General features: G+C 62.5%; 22 protein-coding genes, 1 tRNA gene and 2 pseudogenes. 19 read left to right on the top strand and 6 right to left on the bottom strand.

What is annotated here, in order from left to right; genetic code table 11:
- Positions 1 to 20 precede the first annotated feature (20 nt).
- The gene (locus tag ABIN98_RS10495; protein ID WP_346909750.1) at positions 21 to 518 is read left to right on the top strand and encodes a PaaI family thioesterase; all 498 of its coding nucleotides are present in this window, start codon (positions 21 to 23) and stop codon (positions 516 to 518) included.
- Positions 519 to 558: 40 nt separating this feature from the next.
- Here ABIN98_RS10495 and ABIN98_RS10500 read toward each other — a convergent pair whose 3' ends face one another.
- On the bottom strand, positions 559 to 1,026 hold the full coding sequence (locus ABIN98_RS10500) for a BA14K family protein (protein WP_346909752.1): 468 nt from the start codon (positions 1,024 to 1,026) through the stop codon (positions 559 to 561).
- Positions 1,027 to 1,243: 217 nt separating this feature from the next.
- Here ABIN98_RS10500 and ABIN98_RS10505 point away from each other — a divergent pair, with 217 nt between their 5' ends.
- The 3 genes from ABIN98_RS10505 to rlmB are packed head-to-tail and all read left to right on the top strand — an operon-like array spanning position 1,244 to position 3,701.
- Entirely contained in the window at positions 1,244 to 2,098 is an 855-nt protein-coding gene (locus ABIN98_RS10505) for a sterol desaturase family protein (protein ID WP_346909754.1), read from the top strand.
- The gene (locus tag ABIN98_RS10510) at positions 2,095 to 2,841 is read left to right on the top strand and encodes a DUF1499 domain-containing protein (RefSeq protein WP_346909755.1); all 747 of its coding nucleotides are present in this window, start codon (positions 2,095 to 2,097) and stop codon (positions 2,839 to 2,841) included. Before ABIN98_RS10505 ends, ABIN98_RS10510 begins: the two co-directional genes overlap by 4 nt.
- Before the next feature lie 41 nt (positions 2,842 to 2,882).
- Complete coding sequence (gene rlmB, locus ABIN98_RS10515; protein ID WP_346909757.1) at positions 2,883 to 3,701, top strand: 23S rRNA (guanosine(2251)-2'-O)-methyltransferase RlmB; 819 nt, start codon at positions 2,883 to 2,885, stop codon at positions 3,699 to 3,701.
- Between the two features lie 115 nt (positions 3,702 to 3,816).
- Here the strand turns inward: rlmB and ABIN98_RS10520 are convergent, their stop codons facing one another.
- Genes ABIN98_RS10520 through ABIN98_RS10530 form a run of 3 tightly spaced genes read right to left on the bottom strand, consistent with a single transcriptional unit; the run spans position 3,817 to position 4,980 of the window.
- Positions 3,817 to 4,278 (bottom strand): hypothetical protein, encoded by a 462-nt coding sequence (locus tag ABIN98_RS10520; RefSeq protein WP_346909759.1) that lies wholly within the window; start codon positions 4,276 to 4,278, stop codon positions 3,817 to 3,819.
- Positions 4,268 to 4,669 (bottom strand): VOC family protein, encoded by a 402-nt coding sequence (locus ABIN98_RS10525; protein WP_346909761.1) that lies wholly within the window; start codon positions 4,667 to 4,669, stop codon positions 4,268 to 4,270. Before ABIN98_RS10525 ends, ABIN98_RS10520 begins: the two co-directional genes overlap by 11 nt.
- Positions 4,666 to 4,980, bottom strand: coding sequence for an antibiotic biosynthesis monooxygenase (locus ABIN98_RS10530; protein ID WP_346909763.1), 315 nt, complete (start codon positions 4,978 to 4,980; stop codon positions 4,666 to 4,668). Before ABIN98_RS10530 ends, ABIN98_RS10525 begins: the two co-directional genes overlap by 4 nt.
- Before the next feature lie 339 nt (positions 4,981 to 5,319).
- Here ABIN98_RS10530 and ABIN98_RS10535 point away from each other — a divergent pair.
- Both ABIN98_RS10535 and ABIN98_RS10540 read left to right on the top strand, forming a co-directional pair.
- A tRNA-Thr gene (locus tag ABIN98_RS10535) sits at positions 5,320 to 5,395 on the top strand.
- A gap of 292 nt (positions 5,396 to 5,687) precedes the next feature.
- Entirely contained in the window at positions 5,688 to 6,536 is an 849-nt protein-coding gene (locus tag ABIN98_RS10540) for an HNH endonuclease signature motif containing protein (protein ID WP_346909765.1), read from the top strand.
- A 97-nt stretch (positions 6,537 to 6,633) separates the two neighbouring features.
- Here the strand turns inward: ABIN98_RS10540 and ABIN98_RS10545 are convergent, their stop codons facing one another.
- Together ABIN98_RS10545 and ABIN98_RS10550 are read right to left on the bottom strand one after the other, a co-directional pair.
- The gene (locus ABIN98_RS10545) at positions 6,634 to 7,110 is read right to left on the bottom strand and encodes a translation initiation factor 2 (protein ID WP_346909767.1); all 477 of its coding nucleotides are present in this window, start codon (positions 7,108 to 7,110) and stop codon (positions 6,634 to 6,636) included.
- Between the two features lie 191 nt (positions 7,111 to 7,301).
- A complete protein-coding gene (locus ABIN98_RS10550) occupies positions 7,302 to 7,862 on the bottom strand; it encodes a tautomerase family protein (RefSeq protein ID WP_346909768.1) in 561 nt (186 codons plus the stop codon).
- A gap of 102 nt (positions 7,863 to 7,964) precedes the next feature.
- Here ABIN98_RS10550 and ABIN98_RS10555 point away from each other — a divergent pair, with 102 nt between their 5' ends.
- The 13 genes and pseudogenes from ABIN98_RS10555 to ABIN98_RS10615 all read left to right on the top strand — a co-directional run bounded on the left by ABIN98_RS10555 (position 7,965) and on the right by ABIN98_RS10615 (position 20,545).
- Entirely contained in the window at positions 7,965 to 8,816 is an 852-nt protein-coding gene (locus ABIN98_RS10555) for a GntR family transcriptional regulator (RefSeq protein ID WP_346909770.1), read from the top strand.
- Between the two features lie 62 nt (positions 8,817 to 8,878).
- Entirely contained in the window at positions 8,879 to 10,111 is a 1,233-nt protein-coding gene (locus ABIN98_RS10560) for an ABC transporter substrate-binding protein (RefSeq protein WP_346909771.1), read from the top strand.
- 77 nt (positions 10,112 to 10,188) lie between these two features.
- Positions 10,189 to 11,061, top strand: a complete 873-nt coding sequence (locus ABIN98_RS10565; RefSeq protein WP_346909773.1) for a branched-chain amino acid ABC transporter permease — start codon at positions 10,189 to 10,191, stop codon at positions 11,059 to 11,061.
- Between the two features lie 97 nt (positions 11,062 to 11,158).
- A pseudogene (locus ABIN98_RS10570) lies at positions 11,159 to 11,314 on the top strand (branched-chain amino acid ABC transporter permease); the annotation flags it as partial.
- Positions 11,315 to 11,405: 91 nt separating this feature from the next.
- Positions 11,406 to 12,035, top strand: coding sequence for a branched-chain amino acid ABC transporter permease (locus tag ABIN98_RS10575; protein ID WP_346909776.1), 630 nt, complete (start codon positions 11,406 to 11,408; stop codon positions 12,033 to 12,035).
- Positions 12,028 to 12,804 (top strand): ABC transporter ATP-binding protein, encoded by a 777-nt coding sequence (locus ABIN98_RS10580; RefSeq protein WP_346909777.1) that lies wholly within the window; start codon positions 12,028 to 12,030, stop codon positions 12,802 to 12,804. Before ABIN98_RS10575 ends, ABIN98_RS10580 begins: the two co-directional genes overlap by 8 nt.
- On the top strand, positions 12,797 to 13,501 hold the full coding sequence (locus ABIN98_RS10585; RefSeq protein WP_346909779.1) for an ABC transporter ATP-binding protein: 705 nt from the start codon (positions 12,797 to 12,799) through the stop codon (positions 13,499 to 13,501). The genes ABIN98_RS10580 and ABIN98_RS10585 overlap by 8 nt, the downstream gene beginning before the upstream one ends.
- Positions 13,501 to 14,775 (top strand): 3-isopropylmalate dehydratase large subunit, encoded by a 1,275-nt coding sequence (locus ABIN98_RS10590; protein ID WP_346909781.1) that lies wholly within the window; start codon positions 13,501 to 13,503, stop codon positions 14,773 to 14,775. The genes ABIN98_RS10585 and ABIN98_RS10590 overlap by 1 nt, the downstream gene beginning before the upstream one ends.
- A complete protein-coding gene (locus tag ABIN98_RS10595; protein WP_346909783.1) occupies positions 14,772 to 15,278 on the top strand; it encodes a 3-isopropylmalate dehydratase in 507 nt (168 codons plus the stop codon). The genes ABIN98_RS10590 and ABIN98_RS10595 overlap by 4 nt, the downstream gene beginning before the upstream one ends.
- Complete coding sequence (locus ABIN98_RS10600) at positions 15,275 to 16,141, top strand: isocitrate lyase/phosphoenolpyruvate mutase family protein (protein ID WP_346909784.1); 867 nt, start codon at positions 15,275 to 15,277, stop codon at positions 16,139 to 16,141. The genes ABIN98_RS10595 and ABIN98_RS10600 overlap by 4 nt, the downstream gene beginning before the upstream one ends.
- Positions 16,138 to 17,878 (top strand): annotated as a pseudogene (locus tag ABIN98_RS10605) (hydantoinase B/oxoprolinase family protein). Before ABIN98_RS10600 ends, ABIN98_RS10605 begins: the two are co-directional and overlap by 4 nt.
- Positions 17,875 to 19,938 carry a hydantoinase/oxoprolinase family protein gene (locus tag ABIN98_RS10610; protein ID WP_346909785.1) on the top strand — a complete coding sequence of 688 codons (2,064 nt, stop codon included), beginning with the start codon at positions 17,875 to 17,877 and terminating at the stop codon, positions 19,936 to 19,938. Before ABIN98_RS10605 ends, ABIN98_RS10610 begins: the two are co-directional and overlap by 4 nt.
- Positions 19,931 to 20,545 carry a cysteine hydrolase gene (locus ABIN98_RS10615; protein ID WP_346909787.1) on the top strand — a complete coding sequence of 205 codons (615 nt, stop codon included), beginning with the start codon at positions 19,931 to 19,933 and terminating at the stop codon, positions 20,543 to 20,545. Before ABIN98_RS10610 ends, ABIN98_RS10615 begins: the two co-directional genes overlap by 8 nt.
- The last annotated feature ends 1 nt before the right edge of the window (position 20,546 follow it).

Here is a 20,546-nt window from a genome sequence, read left to right on the forward strand (position 1 = left end):
CAAACAGGGACACATCCATCATGAGTGAAACAACGACAGCCGACAGCATAACAAATCTGGGCGCCCTGCCCCGCGACATCATCGCCCGCATGAGCGGCGTGGAAATCTTTGAGGCAATGCTGGCCGGCCGGCTGCCCGCGCCGCCGATCATGGTCACCATGGAAATGATGTTGCGGGAAGCGGAACGTGGCCGCGCCGTCTTCACCGGCACGCCGTCCGCCGCGCACATGAACCCGCAGGGCACCGTTCACGGCGGCTGGATTTCGACGATCCTCGATTCGGCCCTGACTTGCGCGGTCCATACCGACCTTGAAGCCGGCGAACTGTGCACGACCACGTCGCTCACGGTGAATATGGTCCGGCCGCTGATGCCCGGCGCAGGAGAAACCCGCTGCGAAGGCCGCGTCGTTCACCGCGGCCGGCGCCTTGCAACCGCCGAAGGCAGTCTTCTCGACGCCAATGGCAAGCTGATCGCCCATGGTACGGCGAACTGCATGATCTTCGGGATCGGCCAGTAATCCGGCCGATCCTCCGTCAAGACGCCTGCCTCAGGCAAAATTACCGGCAGAACCGCTGCTGGCCGCCATAAGTCGTGTAATAGCCCGTATTGGGGTTGAACGACCGGTACTTGCGGCCACAGTAGTCGTACCACTGCGGCGTCCAGGGCTCCAGGCCACCGCCACGCGGCGCCGACCGCGTATTCCGCCTGGCCATGCAGTCGTTATAGGCCCGTTTATAGGCCCGATCCCATTCGATCGACGACTTGCCGGCGCCCGCCGCAGCTCCGACACCGCCGCCGATAGCGGCACCCCGCCCCCAGCTGCCGGTGACGGATCCGATGACACCGCCGACAACGGCGCCACCAACAGCGCCGCCAACCACATTGTTCCCGGTCCGGGTTGTCCGATTGGCGTAGTCGCGGGCGTAGCTGTCGCAGGATTGTGCGGAAGCCTGCGCGGCCATGATGGCCGATCCGCTCAGCCCCAGAATGATCGCCAGCGCCGCATTCCGAATAAGTCTGGTCATGACATCACCTCGCTTCAGGGTCTCTTTCATTAATGAAAGTCTACCGCCAATGGTTCCATCTGCGCCTTGATATCCCGCAAATGCGACGAAAACCCGCCAGCGCGGTCAGGGCAGATCCGGGCCGGTCCGCTTGGTATCCGGTCGGATCTCCCATATATGTTAGAAAATTCGAAATTAGGCCGGCGACCCACCGGCCCCCGGAGACGGCCCAGATCGAATGACTGAAACCCTGCTCGCGAACGAACCTTTGATTCGCATCGCCTTCTTCCTCGGCGTTCTGATCGTCATGGCGCTCTGGGAAGCAGCCTGTCCCCGCCGACGGCGGGAAATCCCCCGCGTGATCCGCTGGACCAACAACATCGGCGTGGTCCTCCTCGACAGTTTCCTCGTACGGCTCACCTTCCCGATCGTCGCGGTCGGGCTGGCGCTTCTGGCTGCCGAACGCGGCTGGGGGCTGTTCAACGTCTTCGAGGTCCCGGCCTGGCTGGCCATCGTGGTGTCTGTCGCCGCCCTCGATCTGGCGATCTATCTGCAGCATGTCATGTTCCATGCCGTGCCCGCCCTGTGGCGGCTGCACCGGATGCATCATGCGGACCTGGAAATCGACGTGACCACCGGCCTGCGCTTCCACCCGGTGGAAATCCTCCTGTCCATGGGGATCAAGCTGGCCGTCGTCGCCGTGCTCGGCCCGCCCGCCGTCGCCGTGCTGATCTTCGAGGTGCTCTTGAATGCGACGGCCATGTTCAACCATTCCAACGTGAAGCTGCCGGAGAATGTCGACCGGATCCTCCGGCTCTTGGTGGTGACGCCGGACATGCACCGGGTCCATCACTCCATCCACCCGGCGGAGACCAACAGCAACTTCGGCTTCAATCTGCCCTGGTGGGACCGGCTGCTCGGCACCTACACCCCCCAGCCCCGCGACGGCCATGAGGGCATGACCATCGGCATCGAACAATTCCGCACCGTCCGGGACCTGTGGCTCGACCGCATGCTGATCCAGCCCGTGCGCGGACCGGCCAGCGGCTACGCGATCAACCGGGAACAGACGTTCAAGAAAGAAGAAGAATGACCGGCCCAAACCCGGCGCTTGACCACAAGCCCCTCTCCACAATCGCCCTGATCGGCTTCCTTGCCGCCCTCATCGGCTTTGGTCTGTTTGCCGCATCGGTAATCGGTTATCGGAGCGGCACCTGGTTCGTGGCCGAGGTCATGAGCCTTGCGGAGTGGGCCGTCTATGTATCCGGCGTCGGCTGCCTCTTGTCGCTTGCCGGCCTTGTCATCTCCCGCCCCGGAGGCGGCAGGCGCGGCCTGATCGTCAGCCTCCTGGGACTTGTCCTCAGCGCCCCGCTGCTCGGAATGACCGCCCGCTTCGATTACACGGCGCGGGCCTATCCGCCGATCAACGACATCACCACCGACCGGGAAGATCCGCCCGTCTTCTGGGACATGCCCAACCCGATCGACTATCCGGGCGGCGCGACAGCCGAGCTGCAGCAGACGGCCTATCCGGATCTGGCGCCGATGACCCTGGCGACGTCACCTGAGAAGACCTATGCGCTCGCCCTCGATATCGTGAAAGACCGGCGCTGGGAGATTGTCGCCGAGGTGCCCGACGAGGGGCGGATCGAGGCGGTTGCCAGCTCGCTGATCTTCGGGTTCAAGGACGAAATCGTCATCCGCATTCAGGAAGACGGCGACGGCTCCCTCGTCGACATCCGCTCCCGCTCCCGGGTCGGGCGCATCGACCGGGGCGTCAACGCAAAGCGCATCCGCGCCTTTCTGGCGGACCTCAAACAGAAGACGGAAGAATAGAACATCTTTCCCGCCGCCGGATTTAGGTTTAGGAGTGCGCCATGACCGACGACACTCCCAACCGGCGTCCCAAACGCCCATCGGCCAAGGGCGGCCGCATCCCCTTTGCCAAGAAGAAGCCCGCACCGCGCCGGCCCGGCCTGCCGCCGGAAGGCCCGATCCTGCTTTACGGCATGCACACGGTAGAGGCCGCTTTCGCCAATAAGGACCGCAAGCGGCGTAAGCTGTTTGCCACTGAGAACGCCCAGCGCCGGCTTGAGGAACGCGGCATCAGGATCGATGTGCCGATCGAGACGGTGCAGCCGCGCCAGCTCGATCACATGGTCACAAGGGACGCCGTCCATCAGGGCGTGATTCTGGAAGCCGATCCCCTGCCTGCCTATGGTGTGAAGGAGCTGAGGGGCGCCCGGCTGGTGCTTGCCCTCGACCAGGTCACCGACCCGCACAACGTCGGCGCGATCCTGCGCTCCGCCGTGGCGCTTGATGCCGATGCGGTGGTCACCACCGAGCGCCATGCGCCCGAAGAAGGCCCGGTGCTTGCCAAATCCGCCAGCGGCGCGCTCGACATGATCAAGCATGTGCGGGTGAAGAACATGGCCCGTTTCATCACCGAGATGAGCGAACAAGGCTTTACCTGCGTCGCCCTGGACAGCGACGGCGAGGCCTCGCTGGAAGAAACGGAGTTCGGCCCGAAGACGGTGCTGGTGCTCGGCTCGGAAGGCAAGGGCGTGCGCCAGGGCGTACGCGAGGCCTGCGATCACCTCGCCCGCCTCGACATGCCGGGTCAGATCCGGTCGCTGAACGTTTCCAACGCCGCGGTGCTCGCGCTCTACGTGGCACGGACGAAAATGGGGCTTTGAGGGCGCGGAGATCCGAATTCTTCCGTCATTCCAGACCGCGTGGCACGCCAGCGCCATCGCGAGATCTGGAATGACCTGCGGAAGAAATCAGACAACAGAGTTGATGACTTCCCCCTTAACGAAACACCATCCGCTTTGACGGCTGCGCCTTTGAGAACAGCAGTCCCGCGAGCCGGTCCGTTTCCAGAAGCAACGGCTGCGGATCAAACCCCTCGCATAGAATCAGCGCCTCCGCCTGCGCACCTTGAGACCGGCCCTGCCTTGCCAGGCCGAGCAGACCGACGAACCGCCGTTCGTCCTCGGTCAGACGGTTGCGGCAGGATTGGCAGAAGGGATTCTTGAAGCCGATGGCCGTCGTCCGTGACCGGCGCAGCACCGTCAAGACGCGCAGCACGCACCGGGCGACCGCCCAGCCCTGCTGAGGGCCGAACCTCTGCTCCGCCGTCTCCATCGCCAGTTCCCAGGTCTGTTTTTCAGGCCTGGCGTAGCTGAAGCAGAACAGCCGCAGGATCTCCAGCGCGACCGCGGCTTCATCCGGAAGGCGCGGCGCCTCGGGACGGGCAGGTTCAGTGCTCATGCGCGCCCTCCCCGTCTTCCGCCATTTCCTCTTTTTCAAAAGGAATGCGACCGAAGCTCAACAGGTTGCCATGGGGATCCAGAAGATGAAATTCCTTCATATTCCATGGTCGCACTTCATAGGCGCTGAGCCCGGGCACGCCCTTGCCGCGAAACTCCTCGTACAAGGCATCGATCCCGCCGCCACGAATATAGCAACTGCTGTTTTCGCAGAAGTCCTTACGGTCGGTCAGCCAGAAATGAAGCTCGATCGAGCCCCGCCGCAGAATGACCCGGCTGTCTGCTTCATAGATGTTCGAAAACCCGAGCAGGCCTTCGTAAAAGCACTTCGTCTCGGCGAAATCCAGCGAGGGAAGCACCGGGATCGCTTCCACTTCGGCCACGGCGCTCACGCGCCCTCGACGGCCTCGAAGCCCTCGAACTGGGGCGGACCGGCATAAAGATGCTTGTTGCTGCCCGCGTTCTTGTGGGCATTGCGGAAATGCTCCGATTTGGTCCAGGCGATGAAATCATCCTTGCTGGCCCAGATCGTGTGCGAGGCATAAAGCACGGTCGCGCCGTCTTCCGCTTCCGGACCCTTCATCAGGTGAAAGCTCTTGAAGCCCGGCAACTTGTCCAGCTGGGAATCCCGGTTCTTCCAGACCTCCTCAAACGCGCTTTCCTGGCCCTTGTTCACTCGGAACCTGTTCATCGCAAGAAACATTCCGCACTCCCCTTCATCGCTGGTTTCGAATCGACCGCCGCCGGGTCTCCCGTCCAACCGGTCCGATTGCGGCGCATCTTAATAACTTGAATAACATATTCAAGTTTATTCCAGACCGGAAGCGGACAGAACCGCGCACGGCACTGCGCCGCGCCTGACCAAGCCGGATACCGCGGGAAAAAGCGGTTTCCGGCAAAGCCATGCTTCCCGAATATCCACAATACGCATAGCAGCGGCGCCCGGGTTTCCGCCGTTCTCCCGCCGAAGGAACGGTTTTCCCGTCCCCTCATGCGAAAAGCATGCACAAGCCGAAATTTTCTGCTAGAAGGCGGCTCATAGGCCGGTATAGCTCAGCTGGTAGAGCATCTGATTTGTAATCAGGGGGTCGCGGGTTCGAATCCTGCTGCCGGCACCAGATTTTCCCGACAAAATTTAGATTTAATTGCCTTGTGACGGGATGCGCTCCGATCTTGGAAAACTAATTCCATTCAGCAGTCTCGTGTCTGACGCAATGGCGATCAAAGCCAATAGACATTTCCCAGCTTCGGTTCACACATCCGCTCTTCCAACTGAAATCTTAAAAGAAAAACAAACTTTAGTAGCATTTCGAATAAAATTCATTACAGTTTATTCGCTTACCAAGCATGCAAAATGTATTCAAATATCCATTTTCAATGAAACTCCAATTCGCGTCTGGAGACTTCAGAATGTCAAACGAAAACAAGAACGGTCTGAAGCGGAACATACCTGAAGATATTAAGAAGGAGGTTAGGAACCGTAGCGGTTTTGGTTGTGTGTGCTGCGGATCAATTCCCTACACTTACCACCATAACCGAATACCTTTTTCCGAAGCTAAGCAACACGATCCTGACGATATCGTATTGCTTTGCGATCAGCATCATCGAATGTTTCACAGCGGGGCCCTTGATGCGGGTGACATCGAATTGGCCGTTAGAACAAAAAGGGGCGTAAACACGCCCACCCGATATACACAGCCAATAATCAAACCCGATTTTTATGTAAAATGGTCTGGCGTTCATGTTCAAGCCACCCAGCAACACGTCGTAGTAGACTACGAGCCTGTCTTGTCCTTCGCATTCTCTGAAAACCCACTTGAGCCAATAATACTTTCGGGAACTTTTCGTGCATTAGACGGAACAGTACTTTGCCAAGTCATGAGAAATGAATTCGTTGTTGACGCACCCGTCAATGGAGATTTCTCGCATACCGGCAATCGGTTTGTTTTTAATCGAAACGACAACCAGCCCGCACTATCCTTTACGCTCGGCTCTAGCTGCATGGAAATTGATTACATTCTGCATACCCACAAAGACGCATTCGTCTACGGTTGCGATGGCTTATTGCGGGTTGGAAACTCAAAGCATGTGCTGGGAGTTCGCGGCGGTAAGTGCACCGAATGTAACGAAGCAATTCGGGTACAATCGACAATGCCAAGCCATATTTTCAATATGAATGTAATAAAAAAACTTCCATACAATGAAATCAGTGGGATGAATATTAGCCAGTGTGGAGGAGCCGTACTCGTCAGAGCATAATATACCAAAAGCTCAAACATAGTTTATAAACCCCCGCCGGTGCAGCTTTCAAACGGCTCATATATGCTGATCACGCAACAGTACTTTATGACCCGCCCTACCGATTCATCGCCGCCTGACGTGCCTTTTCCTTGTCGGCGAGCTTCTTCTTGATCTCCGACAGGTCGCCGCGCGGGGTTGCCGGGTTGCCCGGATTGACCGGCACCATCTCGATCACGACCGGATTGGGATAATGATTGAGCGTTGCACCCGAAGCCAGGTCCACGCCCGCGCCAATGACGCCGCCGATGAGCACATTTCCGGCAAGCCCGGCCGCGCCGCCCGGCGCCGTCTTGCTGGTGACTTCAACCGTTTGCGGCTTGTACCCTGCCAGTTCCGCCTTGACGGTGAATTCCTTTTTCCGGGAAACCTTCAGGCTGCACGGGCTGATATCGCAGGTGTAGCCGATGTTGGTCGTGACCCTGGTTTTCGGCGGATCGTAATAGACTTCGACGTTTTCCGATGTGCCGCGCGTGACGGTTCCGCATGCGGCAAGAACCAGCCCGCTCAGCGCGAGCGCAATAAACTTATGCATGTTGTCTCCCAGCCCTTAACAACCGCAACTTGTTCCATCCGGAACCACGGGTCAAGGCAAAGAGACGGGTACGCCGTTCATTGAGCGGGCGAATCTGGCGAAACCCTAAAAGGCAGTGGTTTCAAAGACATGGAAAAATTGCTGCCCGCTGAACAACTGACGCTGGGGCATCTTGTGAGCCACCGCTTGCCCTACCCCCGGCCAACCTCCGCCAGATCGTTCCAGACCATCTGCCGGGCGATCAGGTCGCCGGCGAATTCGAACCGGTCGATGAAGCGGATGCCGGAAAAGGCTTTGCCGTCCGGCCACTCTCCTGAAAGCGTTCCATAGCAATAGACGATGCCGCCGCCGTCACCGGCGCAGGTGTCGAAGCGCTCATAGGTCTTGGTCACGAAGCGGTAGCGCGGTTTCGCCCAGGCGATCAGGTCTTCCAGCGTGGTGAATTCGGCGGCACCCGGAAAGGTCATCCTGAAGTCCGGTGCCAGGAAGCTTTTCGCTTTTTCGAGGTCTCGCGCCTCCATGGTTTCCAGGAATTCCCGGATGCGAGATGCCGGATCGGGCGCCGCCTTGCCCGGCACCCGCGACTGGCCGCCGCGCATGTAGTTGGAGGGTTTCAGTTCCTCGATATTCACGGTGATGCCGTCAAGCGGCGCGGCCATGGTGGTGCGCACCGCGTCCGTCAGCGCCTTGCCGAGCCGCTGGCGGGTTTCGTCGGAATAGCCCTCGATCAGGGTGACGCGAATGACCGGCATGACCTGTTTCTCCCTTGAATTGTTTTAGCCCAAACGAACCGGGTTGACATAATGGTATAATGACATACCATTTAACAAATTCAATCGGCCGGAGGATAGGCGGTGAGCGCGAAAGCGGAGCAGATGGACAAGGCGCAGGAGCCGGAACGCCGCTCCATGGGGCGTCTCAATCCGTCCGGGCACGTCCCGCTCTATCACCAGATCTTCCTGATCCTGCGGAACCGCATCTACGGCGGCGACCTGTCGGAGGGCGACCTCGTTCCGGGCGAACAGGACCTGACCACCGAATTCGGCGTTTCCCGCATCACCGCCAAGCGCGCGCTCAACGAGCTGGCCGATGCCGGTCTCGTGGTGCGCGAGCGCGGTCGCGGCACCCGTGTGGTCAAGCGCCCCCCTGCCCCGGCGGTGACCTCTTCCATTGACGGCTGGCTGGAAAACGTCTCCCTGATGGGCCTTGCGACCAAGGCCCAGGTGCTCGAGTTCGAATATGTGCCGGCCGGCGACGACATCGCCCAGGCACTGGAGCTGGACGCGGGAACGGAAGTCCAGCGTGCTGTCCGTGTCCGCTGGCTCGACCAGCAGCCCATGTCCTATCTGGTCACCTACGTGCCTGCGGAAATCGGCCGCCAGTTCGAACGCTCGGACCTGGACGTGACGCCGCTGCTCAATCTGCTTGAACGGGCCGGGGTCGACGTCAGTTCCGCCCGGCAGACGATTTCGGCGACCCTTGCGGATTCCGAGGTTGCCGGTGCCCTGTCGATCCACGCCGGTGCGCCCCTGATCGAGGTCCGCCGCGTGGTCTGCGACAGCCGGGAACGGCCGGTGGAATACATCCGGGTGCTTTACCGCCCCGATCTCTATCACTTCGAAATGTCCATGCGACGGGTCCGCGAGGAAAGCGGCCCGCGCTGGACGGCGACAACGACGCCATCGGTCCCGGCCGACGGCGGATAACAATGATCCAGACGGGAAACCGGGAAACCACGACCTGACAAGGTCCAAAACGGGAGGTCTATATGACCGATGACAAGAAGTCGGCTGGCATCGTCCGCCGCGATTTTCTGAAAACGACCGGTGCTGCCGCACTCGGACTTGGTATTACCGGATTTCCGGCGGTGCTGCGCGCCCAGCCGGCATCCGTCAAGGTCGGCCTGATCCATCCGGTCTCCGGCTTCATCGCCTTTTCCGGCACCCAGTGCCGCGAAGGCGCGCTGATGGCGATTGCCGACATCAATGCGGCCGGCGGCATCAAGTCCATGGGCGGCGCAAAGCTTGAAGCCGTGCTTGCAGACAGCCAGGGCAAGCCCGATATCGGCGCCGCCGAAGTCGCCAAGATGGCCGAAGCCGGTATTGACGGCATCGTCGCCGGCTATGCCTCGTCCATTTCGCTCGCCACGTCCCAGGAAGCGGCCAAGACCAACACCCCGCATGTGGTCGATGTCGGCGTATCCGACCAGATCGTCACCCGCGGCCTGCCCAACACGTTCCGCTTCGGTCCGGGCTACGGCAAGATCGCCGAATTCGCGGTCGACAACCTGGACACGATCAACAAGGCCGCCGGTTCCCCGGCGAAGACGGCCATGATCATCCACGAGGAATCCCTGTTCGGCACCGGCACCGCCAACCTCCTGTCGAAAAAGCTGCCCGAGAAAGGCATCGAGGTCGTCGAGGTTATCAAGCACGCCAACCCGACCCGCGACTTCACCAACATCGTGCTGCAGATCAAGGCGAAGAAGCCCGACCTGATCATTCCGGCCAACTACTACAACGAATACGTCCTGCTCGCCCGCACCATGCGCCAGCAGCGTATCGAGGCCAAGGGCATCTATTCGGTGCTCGGCGGCGCCGCGTCGAACTACAAGTTCGTCAAGGAATTCCCGGAAGCGGCCGAATACATCATGGACTGTAACCACTGGTTCAATCCGAAGTCGGACGTGGCGCTGCAGCGCAAGGCGGCCGCCGAAGCCAAGGGCCTCATCTACACCTATGAGGTGTTCCTGACCTACAACGCCGTTCTTGCCCTGGCCGATGCCTTCGAGCGGGCAGGATCGACCGACAAGGATGCGGTCAACAACGCCCTGTCGATCTCGACCATGGACATGTCCTACATGCCCTACGGCCCGACCAAGATGGAAGGCGGTCAGAACCAGGGCGCCCAGCCGGTGAACACCCAGGTGCTCAACGGCGACATCGAGGTGATCTTCCCCAAGGAATTCGCGTCCGCCGACGCGGTATTCCCGATGAAATAATAAGAAGAAGAAAGCCTTCGACCTGGCGCCGGGCTCCCAAAGCCCGGCGCATTTTCTTCTAAGTTTCGAGCGGTCTTATGCCTGACCTGGCCATTCTCATTCCGTCCGTGCTGAACGGGTTGACCACGGGGGCGCTCTACGCCCTGGTCGCCCTCGGGCTGACCCTGATCTACGGCGTCCTGCACATCATCAACTTCGCCCATGGCGCGCTGCTGATGATCGGGCTCTATGCGGTCTATTTCCTCAACGTTCAGTTCGGTGTCGACCCTTATGTCTCGCTGCTGATCGTTCCTCCGCTGATGTTCGCGCTCGGCTATGCCTTGCAGCGCGGGATCATCACCCGGGCCGGCCACGGTCGCGACGAGAACATCCTGCTCGTCACCCTCGGTCTGTCGATCGTGATCGAGAACCTGTCCCTGTTCGTCTTCAAGTCGGACACGCGGGTGATCGACACTCCCTATTCCTTCGAGGTGATCGAATTCCTCGGCGCCTTCCTGCCGCTGCCCAAGGTCATCGCCTTCGCCGGCGCCTTCGTCACCGCCGGCATCCTCTGGGTCCTGATGGCCAAGACCGACCTCGGCAAGGCGATCCGCGCGCTTGCCAAGGAACGCAAGGGCGCCAAGCTTGTGGGCATCAACACCGAGCATGTCTATGCCATGAGCTTCGGCCTCGGCATCGCCTGCCTCGGCGTCGCCGCCTGCCTGCTGCTGCCCAGTTATTACGTCAGCCCCCAGGTCGGCCACGGCTTCGTCCTGATCGCCTTCACCATCGTCGTGCTCGGCGGCATGGGTTCCTTCGTCGGCGCCCTGATCGGCGGGTTGATCATCGGCGTCGTGGAAGCCCTCGGCGGGTTATTTCTGGGCGAAAGCCTCGGTCAGATCGGCATCTTTGCGATCTTCATCCTGGTGTTGATCTTCCGGCCGACCGGCCTGCTCGGACACAAGGTGTAAGACCATGCGTCAGCTCGCTATTCTCGGCATCGTCTTCGCCCTCATCGGCCTCGCCCCCTTCGTGATCGCTTCCGAGTTCTGGCTAAACCTGGTGATCATGACCCTTTACGCGGCCCTGCTCGGCCAGGCCTGGAACATTCTGGGCGGCTACGGCGGCCAGTTCTCCTTCGGCCACGCCGCCTATTTCGGCACCGGCGCCTATACGGTCGCCGTGCTCCAGGTGCAGCTCGGCGTCAACCCGTGGTTCGGCCTGGTCGCCGGCGGGCTCATGGCCATGGTCGTGGCTGCCATTATCGGCTTTTTCCACCTTCCGCTATGGTCTGCGCGGCTCCTATTTCGCACTGGTGACGCTCGCCTTCGCCGAGGTGCTGCGCATCCTGTCCAACTCGGTGGACTTCACCGGCGCCGGCGTCGGCATCCTGATCCCGCTCGACCAGGGAGCCGCCAATCTCCAGTTCGTCTCCAAGCAGGGTTTCTTCTGGATCATCTGGCTGATGACCCTTGCCGCCTTTGCGGTCGTCTGGTGGATCGGCAACTCCCGTTTCGGTGCGCAACTGATGGCCGTGCGCGACAACGAGGATGCCGCACGCGCCCTCGGCGTCAGCGCTTTCCGGGTCAAGATGGGCGCGATCATGCTCTCCGGCCTGTTTTCCGGCCTGGCCGGTGTCTTCTACGCCCAGTATTTCCTCTACCTCGACCCCTACATCGCCTATGGCCCGGCCATCTCTGTGGAAAGCCTGCTGGTACCGATCATCGGCGGCATGGGTACCTTGTTCGGCCCGCTGCTCGGCGCTGTCGGTCTCCATCTGATTTCCGAACTGACGCGGGAACTGCTCGGCGATCTTCCAGGCATCAGCCTGGTTCTCTACGGCATCGTTCTGGTGGTCATGGTGCTGTTCATGCCGCGCGGCCTTGCCGGACTGGTGAACCGTCTGCGCCGCAAACCCGCCGCCACGGGAGCCCACAATGCCTGAGGTTCCCATGCCTGAAGTCCCCATGCTTGAGATACGCGGTCTCGTCAAATCCTTCGGCGGCGTGAAGGCCTCGAACAACGTCAGCCTGACGGTGCCGGAAGGCAAGATCACCTCGCTGATCGGTCCGAATGGCGCCGGCAAGACCACCCTGTTCGCCCTCATCACCGGCTTCCACAAGCCGGATGCGGGCTCGGTCAGATTCCTCGGCGAGGACGTTACCGGACACGCCCCGGAAGAAATCGCCCAACGCGGCATGGTGCGCACCTTCCAGATCGTCCAGCCCTTCGCCGGCCAGACGGTGCGCGAGAACATCGCCGTCGGCGCCCATCTGCGCATCCGCTCCCGCGCCGAGGCGCTTGAAAAGGCGGAAGCCGTCGCCAGGCAGGTGGGGCTCGGCGACCGGCTCGACCAGGACGCCTCGTCCCTCACCGTTGCCGGCCGCAAGCGGCTGGAAGTGGCTCGCGCCTTGGCGACCGATCCGAAGCTGATCCTGTTCGACGAAGTGCTCGCCGGGCTCAACCCGTCCGAAATCCGCGACGTCATTCCGGTGATCCGCGCCGTACGCGAGGCCGGCGTGACCATTCTCCTGATCGAACATGTCATGCAGGCGGTGATGAGCCTTTCCGAATACACCTGGGTGCTGAACCAGGGCGAACTGATCGCCGAGGGCGCACCGGCCGACGTGGTCAGCGATCCGCTTGTGGTCGAGGCCTATCTCGGCAAGGGCATGGCCGAGCGCATGGCCCGGCGGGAGGCAAGCCATGCTTGAGGCCACGGCACTCAAAAGCGGTTACGGCGCGGTCGAAGTCCTGCGCGGTATCGACCTCGATATCACGGAGGGCGAGATCGTCGCCCTGCTCGGCTCCAACGGCGTCGGCAAGACGACCTTCTCCTCTGTCCTTTCCGGCCTGATCAAGCCGTGGAGCGGCACCATTCGTTTCAAGGGCGAGGAGATCCAGGGCCTTTCCGAACAGGCGATCGTCGACCGCGGCCTGATCCATGTGCCCGAAGGCCGGCACGTGTTTCCGAACCTGAGCGTGCGCGAGAACCTGGAGCTTGGCTCCTACCGGCGCGGCCGGGCCAACCGGGCGCGCAATCTCGATCACGTGGTCGATGTCTTTCCGAGGTTGAAGGAACGCTTCGCCCAGAAGGCCGGTACGCTATCCGGCGGCGAGCAGCAGATGCTGGCGATCGGCCGCGGCATGATGGCCGAACCCGAACTCCTGATCCTCGACGAGCCCTCGATCGGCCTGTCTCCGCTCCTGGTGGAGGAGATGTTCGACCTGATCCAGCGGCTGAACAACGATGGGCTGACCATTCTTCTGGTGGAGCAGAACGTGCTTCAGTCCATGGAAATCGCCGCCCGCGCCTTCGTCATGGAAAACGGCGAGATCCGCCTGTCCGGCGTCGCCTCCGCGCTGATGGACGATCCCGAGCTGCAGCGCTCCTATCTGGGGCTGGCGTGATGGCAACTACACTCGCTCAAAAAATCATCGCACGGGCAGCGGGCCGGGAGACGGTGAAGCCGGGCGAAATCGTCACGGCGCAAGTCGACCTTGCCATGATCCACGATTCCGGCGGACCGCGCCGGGTCGAGCCGATCCTTCAGGACCTGGGCGTCGGTCTGTGGGACAGGGACAAGGTGGTGCTGATTTCCGACCACTTCGTCCCCGGCGACACGGACGAAGGCGCGCGCATCCTGGAACTCACCCGCCGGTGGGCGAAGGAACGCAAGGTCGCCTTCCATGACGGCGAAGGCATCTGCCATGTGGTGCTGCCTGAACGCGGCCACCTGAAGCCGGGCATGTTCGTGGTCGGCGGCGATAGCCATTCGCCGACCGGCGGGGCCTTCGGCACCTACATGTTCGGCGTCGGCGCCACCGAAATGGCCGGCGTGCTCGCCACCGGAGAAATCTGGATCAGGGTGCCCGGCACCATCCTGATCGAATGGCGGAACCGGTTATCGGACGCCGTCACCGCCAAGGACATCATGTTGGCGCTCTGCGGCCGGCTCGGCATGGACGGCGGCCAGTATCAGGCCGTGGAATATACCGGCGAGGCAATTACAGCGCTTTCCATGCAGGAACGCATGACGCTGTCCAACATGGCCGCCGAACTCGGCGCCCAGGCGGGCCTGATCGCACCGGACGAAACCACAGCCGCTTACCTCGCAAGCGTCGACGGTGACGCCGGCAACTGGCAGGGCCTGCGTACCGATCCGGGTGCCGACCTGCTCGCCCATCACGTCTTCGACGCAGCCACGCTGGAACCCCAGGTGGCCGCGCCCCATTCCCCGGCCAATTCGGCCCCCGTGACCGAAGTGCCGGACACGAAAGTCGATGTCGCCTATATCGGCGCCTGCACCGGTGCGAAATACGAAGACCTGAAGCGGGCCGCCCGCATCCTGAAAGGCCGCAAGCTTGCTTTAGACCTGATGGTCGCCCCCGCCTCGAAGCGGGACCAGGACCGGGCGGCAAGGGAGGGCATCATGAAGGTGTTCGAGGACGCAGGTGCCGAGATCCTGGCCAATGCCTGCGGCATCTGCGCTGGCTACGGTTCCAACCGCCTCGGCGAGGACGTCACCTGCATTTCCTCCACCGCGCGCAATTTCCAGGGCCGCATGGGTGCGGCCTCCTCCAAGGTCTGGCTCGGCTCGCCGCTGACCGTGGCCGCCTCCGCGGTCACCGGCCGGATCACCGATCCGCGCGAATTCCTCAATGACGGGGAGAGCCGGCCATGAGCGCACGCGTCTTTCTCTTCGGCGACGACATCGACACCGACCAGCTCGCACCGGGCGAATACATGAAGGGCGGCATCGACATGCTTGCCGCTCATTGCCTGGAAGCGGCCCGGCCGGATTTTGCAGGATCCGTGCGTCCCGGTGACGTGGTGATCGGGGGGAAAAACTTCGGCATGGGGTCGTCCCGCGAACAGGCCGCCGAGGCCCTGAAGCATCTGGGCGTCGCCGCCGTGATCGCCCGGTCCTTCGCCGGCATCTTCTATCGCAACGCCATTAACCTCGGCCTGCCGGTTCTGATTTCGGACGATCTCGACGCCATTGTCGACGGCGATGCCGTTGATCTCGATCTTGACGCCGGCGAACTGCGCCTGGTGTCGAAAAACCAAACTGTGCAGCTGGAACCATTGCCCGACAACCTGAAGCGGATGCTCGCCGACGGTGGGCTGGTGCCGCATCTGAAAAAACGCTTCGCAGCAGAGCGAAAAAGGGAGACAGGCTCATGAGCCTGAAACAAAAACTGGGCGCGCAGACGATCCTGCTCGCACCGGGCATCTATGATGCGCTGACCGGCCTCATTGCCGAACAATCGGGTGCGGAAGCCGTCTATCTGTCCGGGGCCTCCATTGCCTATACCCGCTTCGGCAGCCCGGACATCGGGCTTGTCTCCATGAGCGAGGTTGCCGAGACGATTGCAAGCGTCCGCGACCGGATCAGCCTGCCCATCGTGGTCGATGCCGACAACGGCTTCGGCAATGCGCTCAATGTCCAGCGCACGGTCCGCACCTTCGAGCGTATGGGTGCCAACGCCCTGCAGCTGGAAGACCAGACCCTGCCCAAGCGTTGCGGCCACCTCGACGGCAAGTCGCTGGTTTCCAAGACCGAGATGGCCGGCAAGATCCGCGCCGCCTGTGATGCCCGTGCCTCGGAAGACACCCTGATCATCGGCCGCACCGACGCCATTGCCGTCGAAGGCTTCGAGGCAGCGCTCGACCGGGCCGAAGCCTATGTGGAGGCCGGCGCCGATATGCTCTTCATCGAGGCGCCCCAGTCGCTGGCGCAGATGCAGGAAATCGTCTCCCGCTTCGCCGGCCGCGTGCCGCTGATGGCGAATATGGTCGAGGGCGGCAAGACGCCGATCGTCGATGCCGCGGGGCTTGAGGGCCTCGGCTTCAGTTTCGTGATCTTCCCCGGCGGGATCGTGCGCGCCATCGCAGCCACCGCCCGCGACTACTACGCAAATCTCATCGCCAATGGTTCGAACGAGGCATTCCGCAGCCGCATGTTCGACTTTGCCGGACTGAACGGCCTGATCGGCACGCCCGGCATCCTGGCAGACGCCAAGAAATACGACGAGGAAGCCGACTGATGGCAATAGATCCGGTCACGCTCGCAATCCTGAAGGGCCGTCTGGAACAGATCGCCGACGAAATGGACGCGACCCTGTTCCGCTCCGCCTTCAACCCGATCATCGCCGAGGCCCATGACGCCTCCCACGGCATCTACGATGCGAACACCGGCGAGACCCTGGTGCAGGGTAAATCCGGCCTGCCGATCTTCGTCGGCGTCATGGCCTTTGCCGTGAAGGCGGTCATCGACAAGGCCGCGAAGCAGGGCGGCATCAACGAGGGCGACGTCTGGATCTTCAACGATCCTTATGACGGCGGCACCCACCTTTCCGACTTCCGGTTGGTCAAGCCCGTGTTCCGGGACGGCAAGGTGTTCTGTTTCCTCGCCTCCGTCGGCCACTGGCACGATGTTGGCGGCAATGTGCCGGGCAATTACAATCCGGCCGCGACCGAATGCTTCCAGGAAGGCATGCTGATCCCGCCGGTCAAGCTCTACGACAAGGGCGAATTCCGCCAGGACGTGGTCGATATCCTGTCGGCCAACTCCCGCTTGCCGCTGTCGCTCTACGGCGATCTCAACGGCCAGATCAACGCCCTGGAACTGGGCGAGCGACGCATGAACGCGCTGCTCGACGAATATACTGACGCCACTGTCGCCGACTGCCTGGTCGAGCTGAAGGCCCGCGCGGCGCAGATGATGCGCGCCCAGATTTCCGAATTGCCGTCGGGAACCGTTTCCGCCGAGGATTTCCTCGACAATGACGGTATCAACGACGAACCGTTGAAGATCGCCCTCGACCTCACCATCGAGGGCGACCGCATGGTGCTCGACTTCACCCGCTCGTCACCGGCCTGCGCCGGACCGGTTAACATCTCCCGCTCGACCACCGTTGCCGCCTGCTACGTCGCCCTGAAGCATATCTTCGGCGATGTGCCGGCCAATGCGGGCGTGCTAGAGCCAGTGAAATTCCGCATTGACGAGGGCTCGCTCCTGTCGGTGAAGGCGCCCGAAACCCGTCGGCGGCTATACGGAAACCATCCTGCGTCTGATCGACGTTGTCTTCGAGGCGGTCGCCCAGATCGCCCCGAAGGAGGCCATGGCCTGCGCCTATGGCACCATCAACGCCCTGTCGCTCGCCGGCCACCGGGCCAACGGCCAGCGCTGGGTGATGTTCTCTTTCTTCGGCGGTGGCCACGGCGCCCATGCGGGCGGCGACGGCCTCAACCACGGCAACGCGCCGATTTCCACCGCGACCATCCCGCCGCTGGAAATCCTGGAAGCCGCCTACCCGGTCCGCTTCACCCAATGGGCGCTCCGGCCCGACTCCGGTGGCGCTGGCGAATTTCGCGGCGGTCTCGGAGCGATTTACGAGATCGAGCTCCTGGAAAAACAGGCCGACGTCTTCCTCTTCGGCGAGCGCGGCAAGTTCGCGCCGGCCGGCGTCGTCGGCGGCCATCAGGCAGCCACCAACCGCTTCCAGTTCGAGCAGCCCGGCGGCTTCAAGGAACCGCCCATGGTCTCCAAGATCGTCGGCGTCAGCATCGTGCGCGACCAGAAGCTCAGGCTCGAGACCCCCGGCGGCGGCGGCTACGGCAACCCGCGCGACCGGGATCCGGAAAGCGTCGCCCGAGATATCCGCCTGGGCTTCGTCAGCCCGGAGTGTGCAAAGAACGAATACAGCGTCGTGCTGAGTGAAACAGGTGGAGTTGATACGTCCGCCACACAGGAATTGCGCGCCACGGAGGCAGCAGAATGATCAAGCCGGCTTATGTTATTGGTGTGGATGTCGGCGGAACCTTCACCGATGTGTTCATCCTGGACGAGGCGAACGGCACGGTGACCACCACAAAGGTGCCCTCCACCCGCGGCGACCAGTCCAAAGGCTTTGTCGAAGGCATCGGTCAGAAGGTCGCCGACTTCGGCTTGATCTCCACCGTGGTCCACGGCACCACCGTCGGTACCAATGCCCTTCTGGAGCGTAAAGGCGCCCGCACCGGCATCATCACCACGGAAGGCTTCCGCGACGTGCTGGAAATGCGCCGCCGCGACCGGCCGACCACCTGGGGCCTGAAGGGCAGCTTCACCCCCGTGGTCGAACGTCCCGACCGGGTCGAGGTCGGCGAACGGGTGCTTGCCGACGGCTCCGTGGCACAAGTGGTGGACGAAGCCCAGGTCAAGGAACAGGCAAAGGCGCTGGCCGATGCAGGCTGCGAGGCGGTCTGCGTGTTCTTCATCAACGGCTATGCCAACAACGACAACGAGCGCATCGCCGTGGAGGCAGTCCGGTCCGTCTGGCCGAACGCGTATGTCACCGCGGCCACGGAAATCCTGCCGGAGATTCGCGAGTTCGAACGCCTATCGACCGCGACCCTCAATGCCTATCTGCAGCCGGTGGTGTCATCCTATCTGGACCGGCTGGAAAAGGGCCTCGCCGAGAAGGGCTTCGATGGCGACATCCTGATCGTCCAGTCGAACGGCGGCGTCATGTCCATCGACACGGCCAAGCGCTATCCGGTGCGCACCGCGCTCTCCGGCCCGGCGGCCGGCGTCATCGCAGCGACGGAAATCGCCAAGGCGGCGGGTTTTGAAAACATCATCACCTGTGACATGGGCGGCACCTCCTTCGACGTGTCGCTGGTGGCGGAAAGCGAAGCGGCACTGGCCGCCCAAACGGCGATCGACTTCGGCATGGTCGTGCGCACGCCGATGATCGAGATCACCACCATCGGCGCCGGCGGCGGTTCCATCGCCTCCGTCGACAAGTCCGGCCTGCTGCAGGTTGGCCCTGAATCCGCCGGATCCGATCCGGGCCCGGTCTGCTACGGCCTCGGCAACGACCGGCCGACCGTGACCGACGCCAATGTGGTGCTCGGCCGCATCAACCCGGACCGGCCCATCGGCGGCAAGCTTTCCCGCCTCGACATCGACGCCTCGCGCCAGGCGATCAAGAGCCATATCGCCGACCCGCTCGGCCTTAGCATCGAGGAAGCAGCGGAAGCGATCCTGAAACTCGCCAACGCCAAGATGGCCGGTGCCATCCGCCTGGTCTCCATTGAAAAGGGTCACGACCCGGCGAAATTCGCCGCCATGCCCTTCGGCGGCGGAGGCTCGCTGCACACCGGCGCCCTGATCAAGGATGTCGGCCTGGGCTCCGCCCTGGTGCCGCGCTATCCGGGTGTTACCTCGGCACTCGGCTGCGTCGTTGCCGACATGCGCCATGACCGGGTGCAGACCGTCAACCGACTGCTCGACCAGATCGACGCCGCCGACCTCGGCCGCGAAATGGAGGCGATCGCCGACGAGACCGAAAAGCTGCTCGCCGGCGCGGGCGTCGCCTTTGCCGCCGTTGACCGGGTCTATGAATTCGACATGCTCTACCTGGGCCAGACCCACACGGTGAGCGTGCCGGTGACCATTCCGGCGACGGGCCTGACCGCCGACACGATCCGCGCCGCCTTCGAAGCCGCCTACAAGGAGGCCTACGGCCGCTTGCTGGACGGCATTCCCATGCGGGTGATGAACTACCGTATCGCCGTCATCGGCCGCCGGCCGCAGCTCGACATGGCTGTATTCGCCCCGACCTCCGGCAAGCCGGAACAGGACTGCCGCATCGGCAAGCGCTCGGTCTTCTGCGACGGCGCGTGGCACGAGGCCATCGTCTACGAACGGCTCGACCTGGAAGTGGGCGCCGAGATCACCGGCCCGGCCCTGCTGGAACAGTCGGACACGACGATCTTCGTCGATCCGGGCCTGCGCGGCCGCGTCGATGCCTACGGCAATCTGGTGATCGACCGCAGGAACGGCGCCGATGTCTGATCTGGTTCTCGATCCTGCCCGCACAGGGCTCGTCATCGTCGATCTGCAAAACGACTTCCTGCATCCGGACGGTGCTTATTCCCGCGGCGGCCAGAAGAACGCCGATATCGCAGCTCTCCCCGAACGCGTCCTGCCGCTGGCCGAAGCCTTGCGGGCCAAAGGCGGATGGATCGTTTCCACCCACTTCACCCTGGTGCCCGGCAAGGGCGGCGAGCCCTTCATCTCGCCGCACCTGAAGGAACTGCGCCCGTTTCTGACCAAAGGCGACTTTGCGCCCGGAGGCTGGGGCCATGCCCTGGTCGACGAACTGCAACCGGCGGACCTTACGGTAGAAAAGGTCGCCTATTCGGCCTTCTACATGACCCGGCTGGAATGGGTGCTGCGCAAGGCCGGCATCGACACGCTGATCTTCTCCGGCATCGTCACCAACGGCGGCGTCGCCTCCACCGTGCGCGATGCCCATGTGCGCGACTTCAAGACTCTGGTGCTCTCCGACGGCTGCGCGGCCTTCTCGCGAGAAACCCACGAAAGATCCATCGGCGATCTCGGAACGGTGTCGAAGATCATGACCTGTGCCGAGGCCCACACACTGATTTCCGGTCTCTGAG

It is taken from the genome of uncultured Roseibium sp. (assembly GCF_963675095.2).
Classification (GTDB): Bacteria; Pseudomonadota; Alphaproteobacteria; order Rhizobiales; family Stappiaceae; genus Roseibium.

Excerpts from the sequence above, each read along its gene's own strand:
- ABIN98_RS10495 (WP_346909750.1), top strand. The coding sequence starts at position 21 with ATGAGTGAAACAACGACAGCCGACAGCATAACAAATCTGGGCGCCCTG.
- ABIN98_RS10500 (WP_346909752.1), bottom strand. The coding sequence starts at position 1,026 with ATGACCAGACTTATTCGGAATGCGGCGCTGGCGATCATTCTGGGGCTG.
- ABIN98_RS10505 (WP_346909754.1), top strand. The coding sequence starts at position 1,244 with ATGACTGAAACCCTGCTCGCGAACGAACCTTTGATTCGCATCGCCTTC.
- ABIN98_RS10510 (WP_346909755.1), top strand. The coding sequence starts at position 2,095 with ATGACCGGCCCAAACCCGGCGCTTGACCACAAGCCCCTCTCCACAATC.
- rlmB (WP_346909757.1), top strand. The coding sequence starts at position 2,883 with ATGACCGACGACACTCCCAACCGGCGTCCCAAACGCCCATCGGCCAAG.
- ABIN98_RS10520 (WP_346909759.1), bottom strand. The coding sequence starts at position 4,278 with ATGAGCACTGAACCTGCCCGTCCCGAGGCGCCGCGCCTTCCGGATGAA.
- ABIN98_RS10530 (WP_346909763.1), bottom strand. The coding sequence starts at position 4,980 with ATGTTTCTTGCGATGAACAGGTTCCGAGTGAACAAGGGCCAGGAAAGC.
- ABIN98_RS10540 (WP_346909765.1), top strand. The coding sequence starts at position 5,688 with ATGTCAAACGAAAACAAGAACGGTCTGAAGCGGAACATACCTGAAGAT.
- ABIN98_RS10545 (WP_346909767.1), bottom strand. The coding sequence starts at position 7,110 with ATGCATAAGTTTATTGCGCTCGCGCTGAGCGGGCTGGTTCTTGCCGCA.
- ABIN98_RS10550 (WP_346909768.1), bottom strand. The coding sequence starts at position 7,862 with ATGCCGGTCATTCGCGTCACCCTGATCGAGGGCTATTCCGACGAAACC.
- ABIN98_RS10560 (WP_346909771.1), top strand. The coding sequence starts at position 8,879 with ATGACCGATGACAAGAAGTCGGCTGGCATCGTCCGCCGCGATTTTCTG.
- ABIN98_RS10565 (WP_346909773.1), top strand. The coding sequence starts at position 10,189 with ATGCCTGACCTGGCCATTCTCATTCCGTCCGTGCTGAACGGGTTGACC.
- ABIN98_RS10580 (WP_346909777.1), top strand. The coding sequence starts at position 12,028 with ATGCCTGAGGTTCCCATGCCTGAAGTCCCCATGCTTGAGATACGCGGT.
- ABIN98_RS10585 (WP_346909779.1), top strand. The coding sequence starts at position 12,797 with ATGCTTGAGGCCACGGCACTCAAAAGCGGTTACGGCGCGGTCGAAGTC.
- ABIN98_RS10590 (WP_346909781.1), top strand. The coding sequence starts at position 13,501 with ATGGCAACTACACTCGCTCAAAAAATCATCGCACGGGCAGCGGGCCGG.
- ABIN98_RS10595 (WP_346909783.1), top strand. The coding sequence starts at position 14,772 with ATGAGCGCACGCGTCTTTCTCTTCGGCGACGACATCGACACCGACCAG.
- ABIN98_RS10600 (WP_346909784.1), top strand. The coding sequence starts at position 15,275 with ATGAGCCTGAAACAAAAACTGGGCGCGCAGACGATCCTGCTCGCACCG.
- ABIN98_RS10610 (WP_346909785.1), top strand. The coding sequence starts at position 17,875 with ATGATCAAGCCGGCTTATGTTATTGGTGTGGATGTCGGCGGAACCTTC.
- ABIN98_RS10615 (WP_346909787.1), top strand. The coding sequence starts at position 19,931 with ATGTCTGATCTGGTTCTCGATCCTGCCCGCACAGGGCTCGTCATCGTC.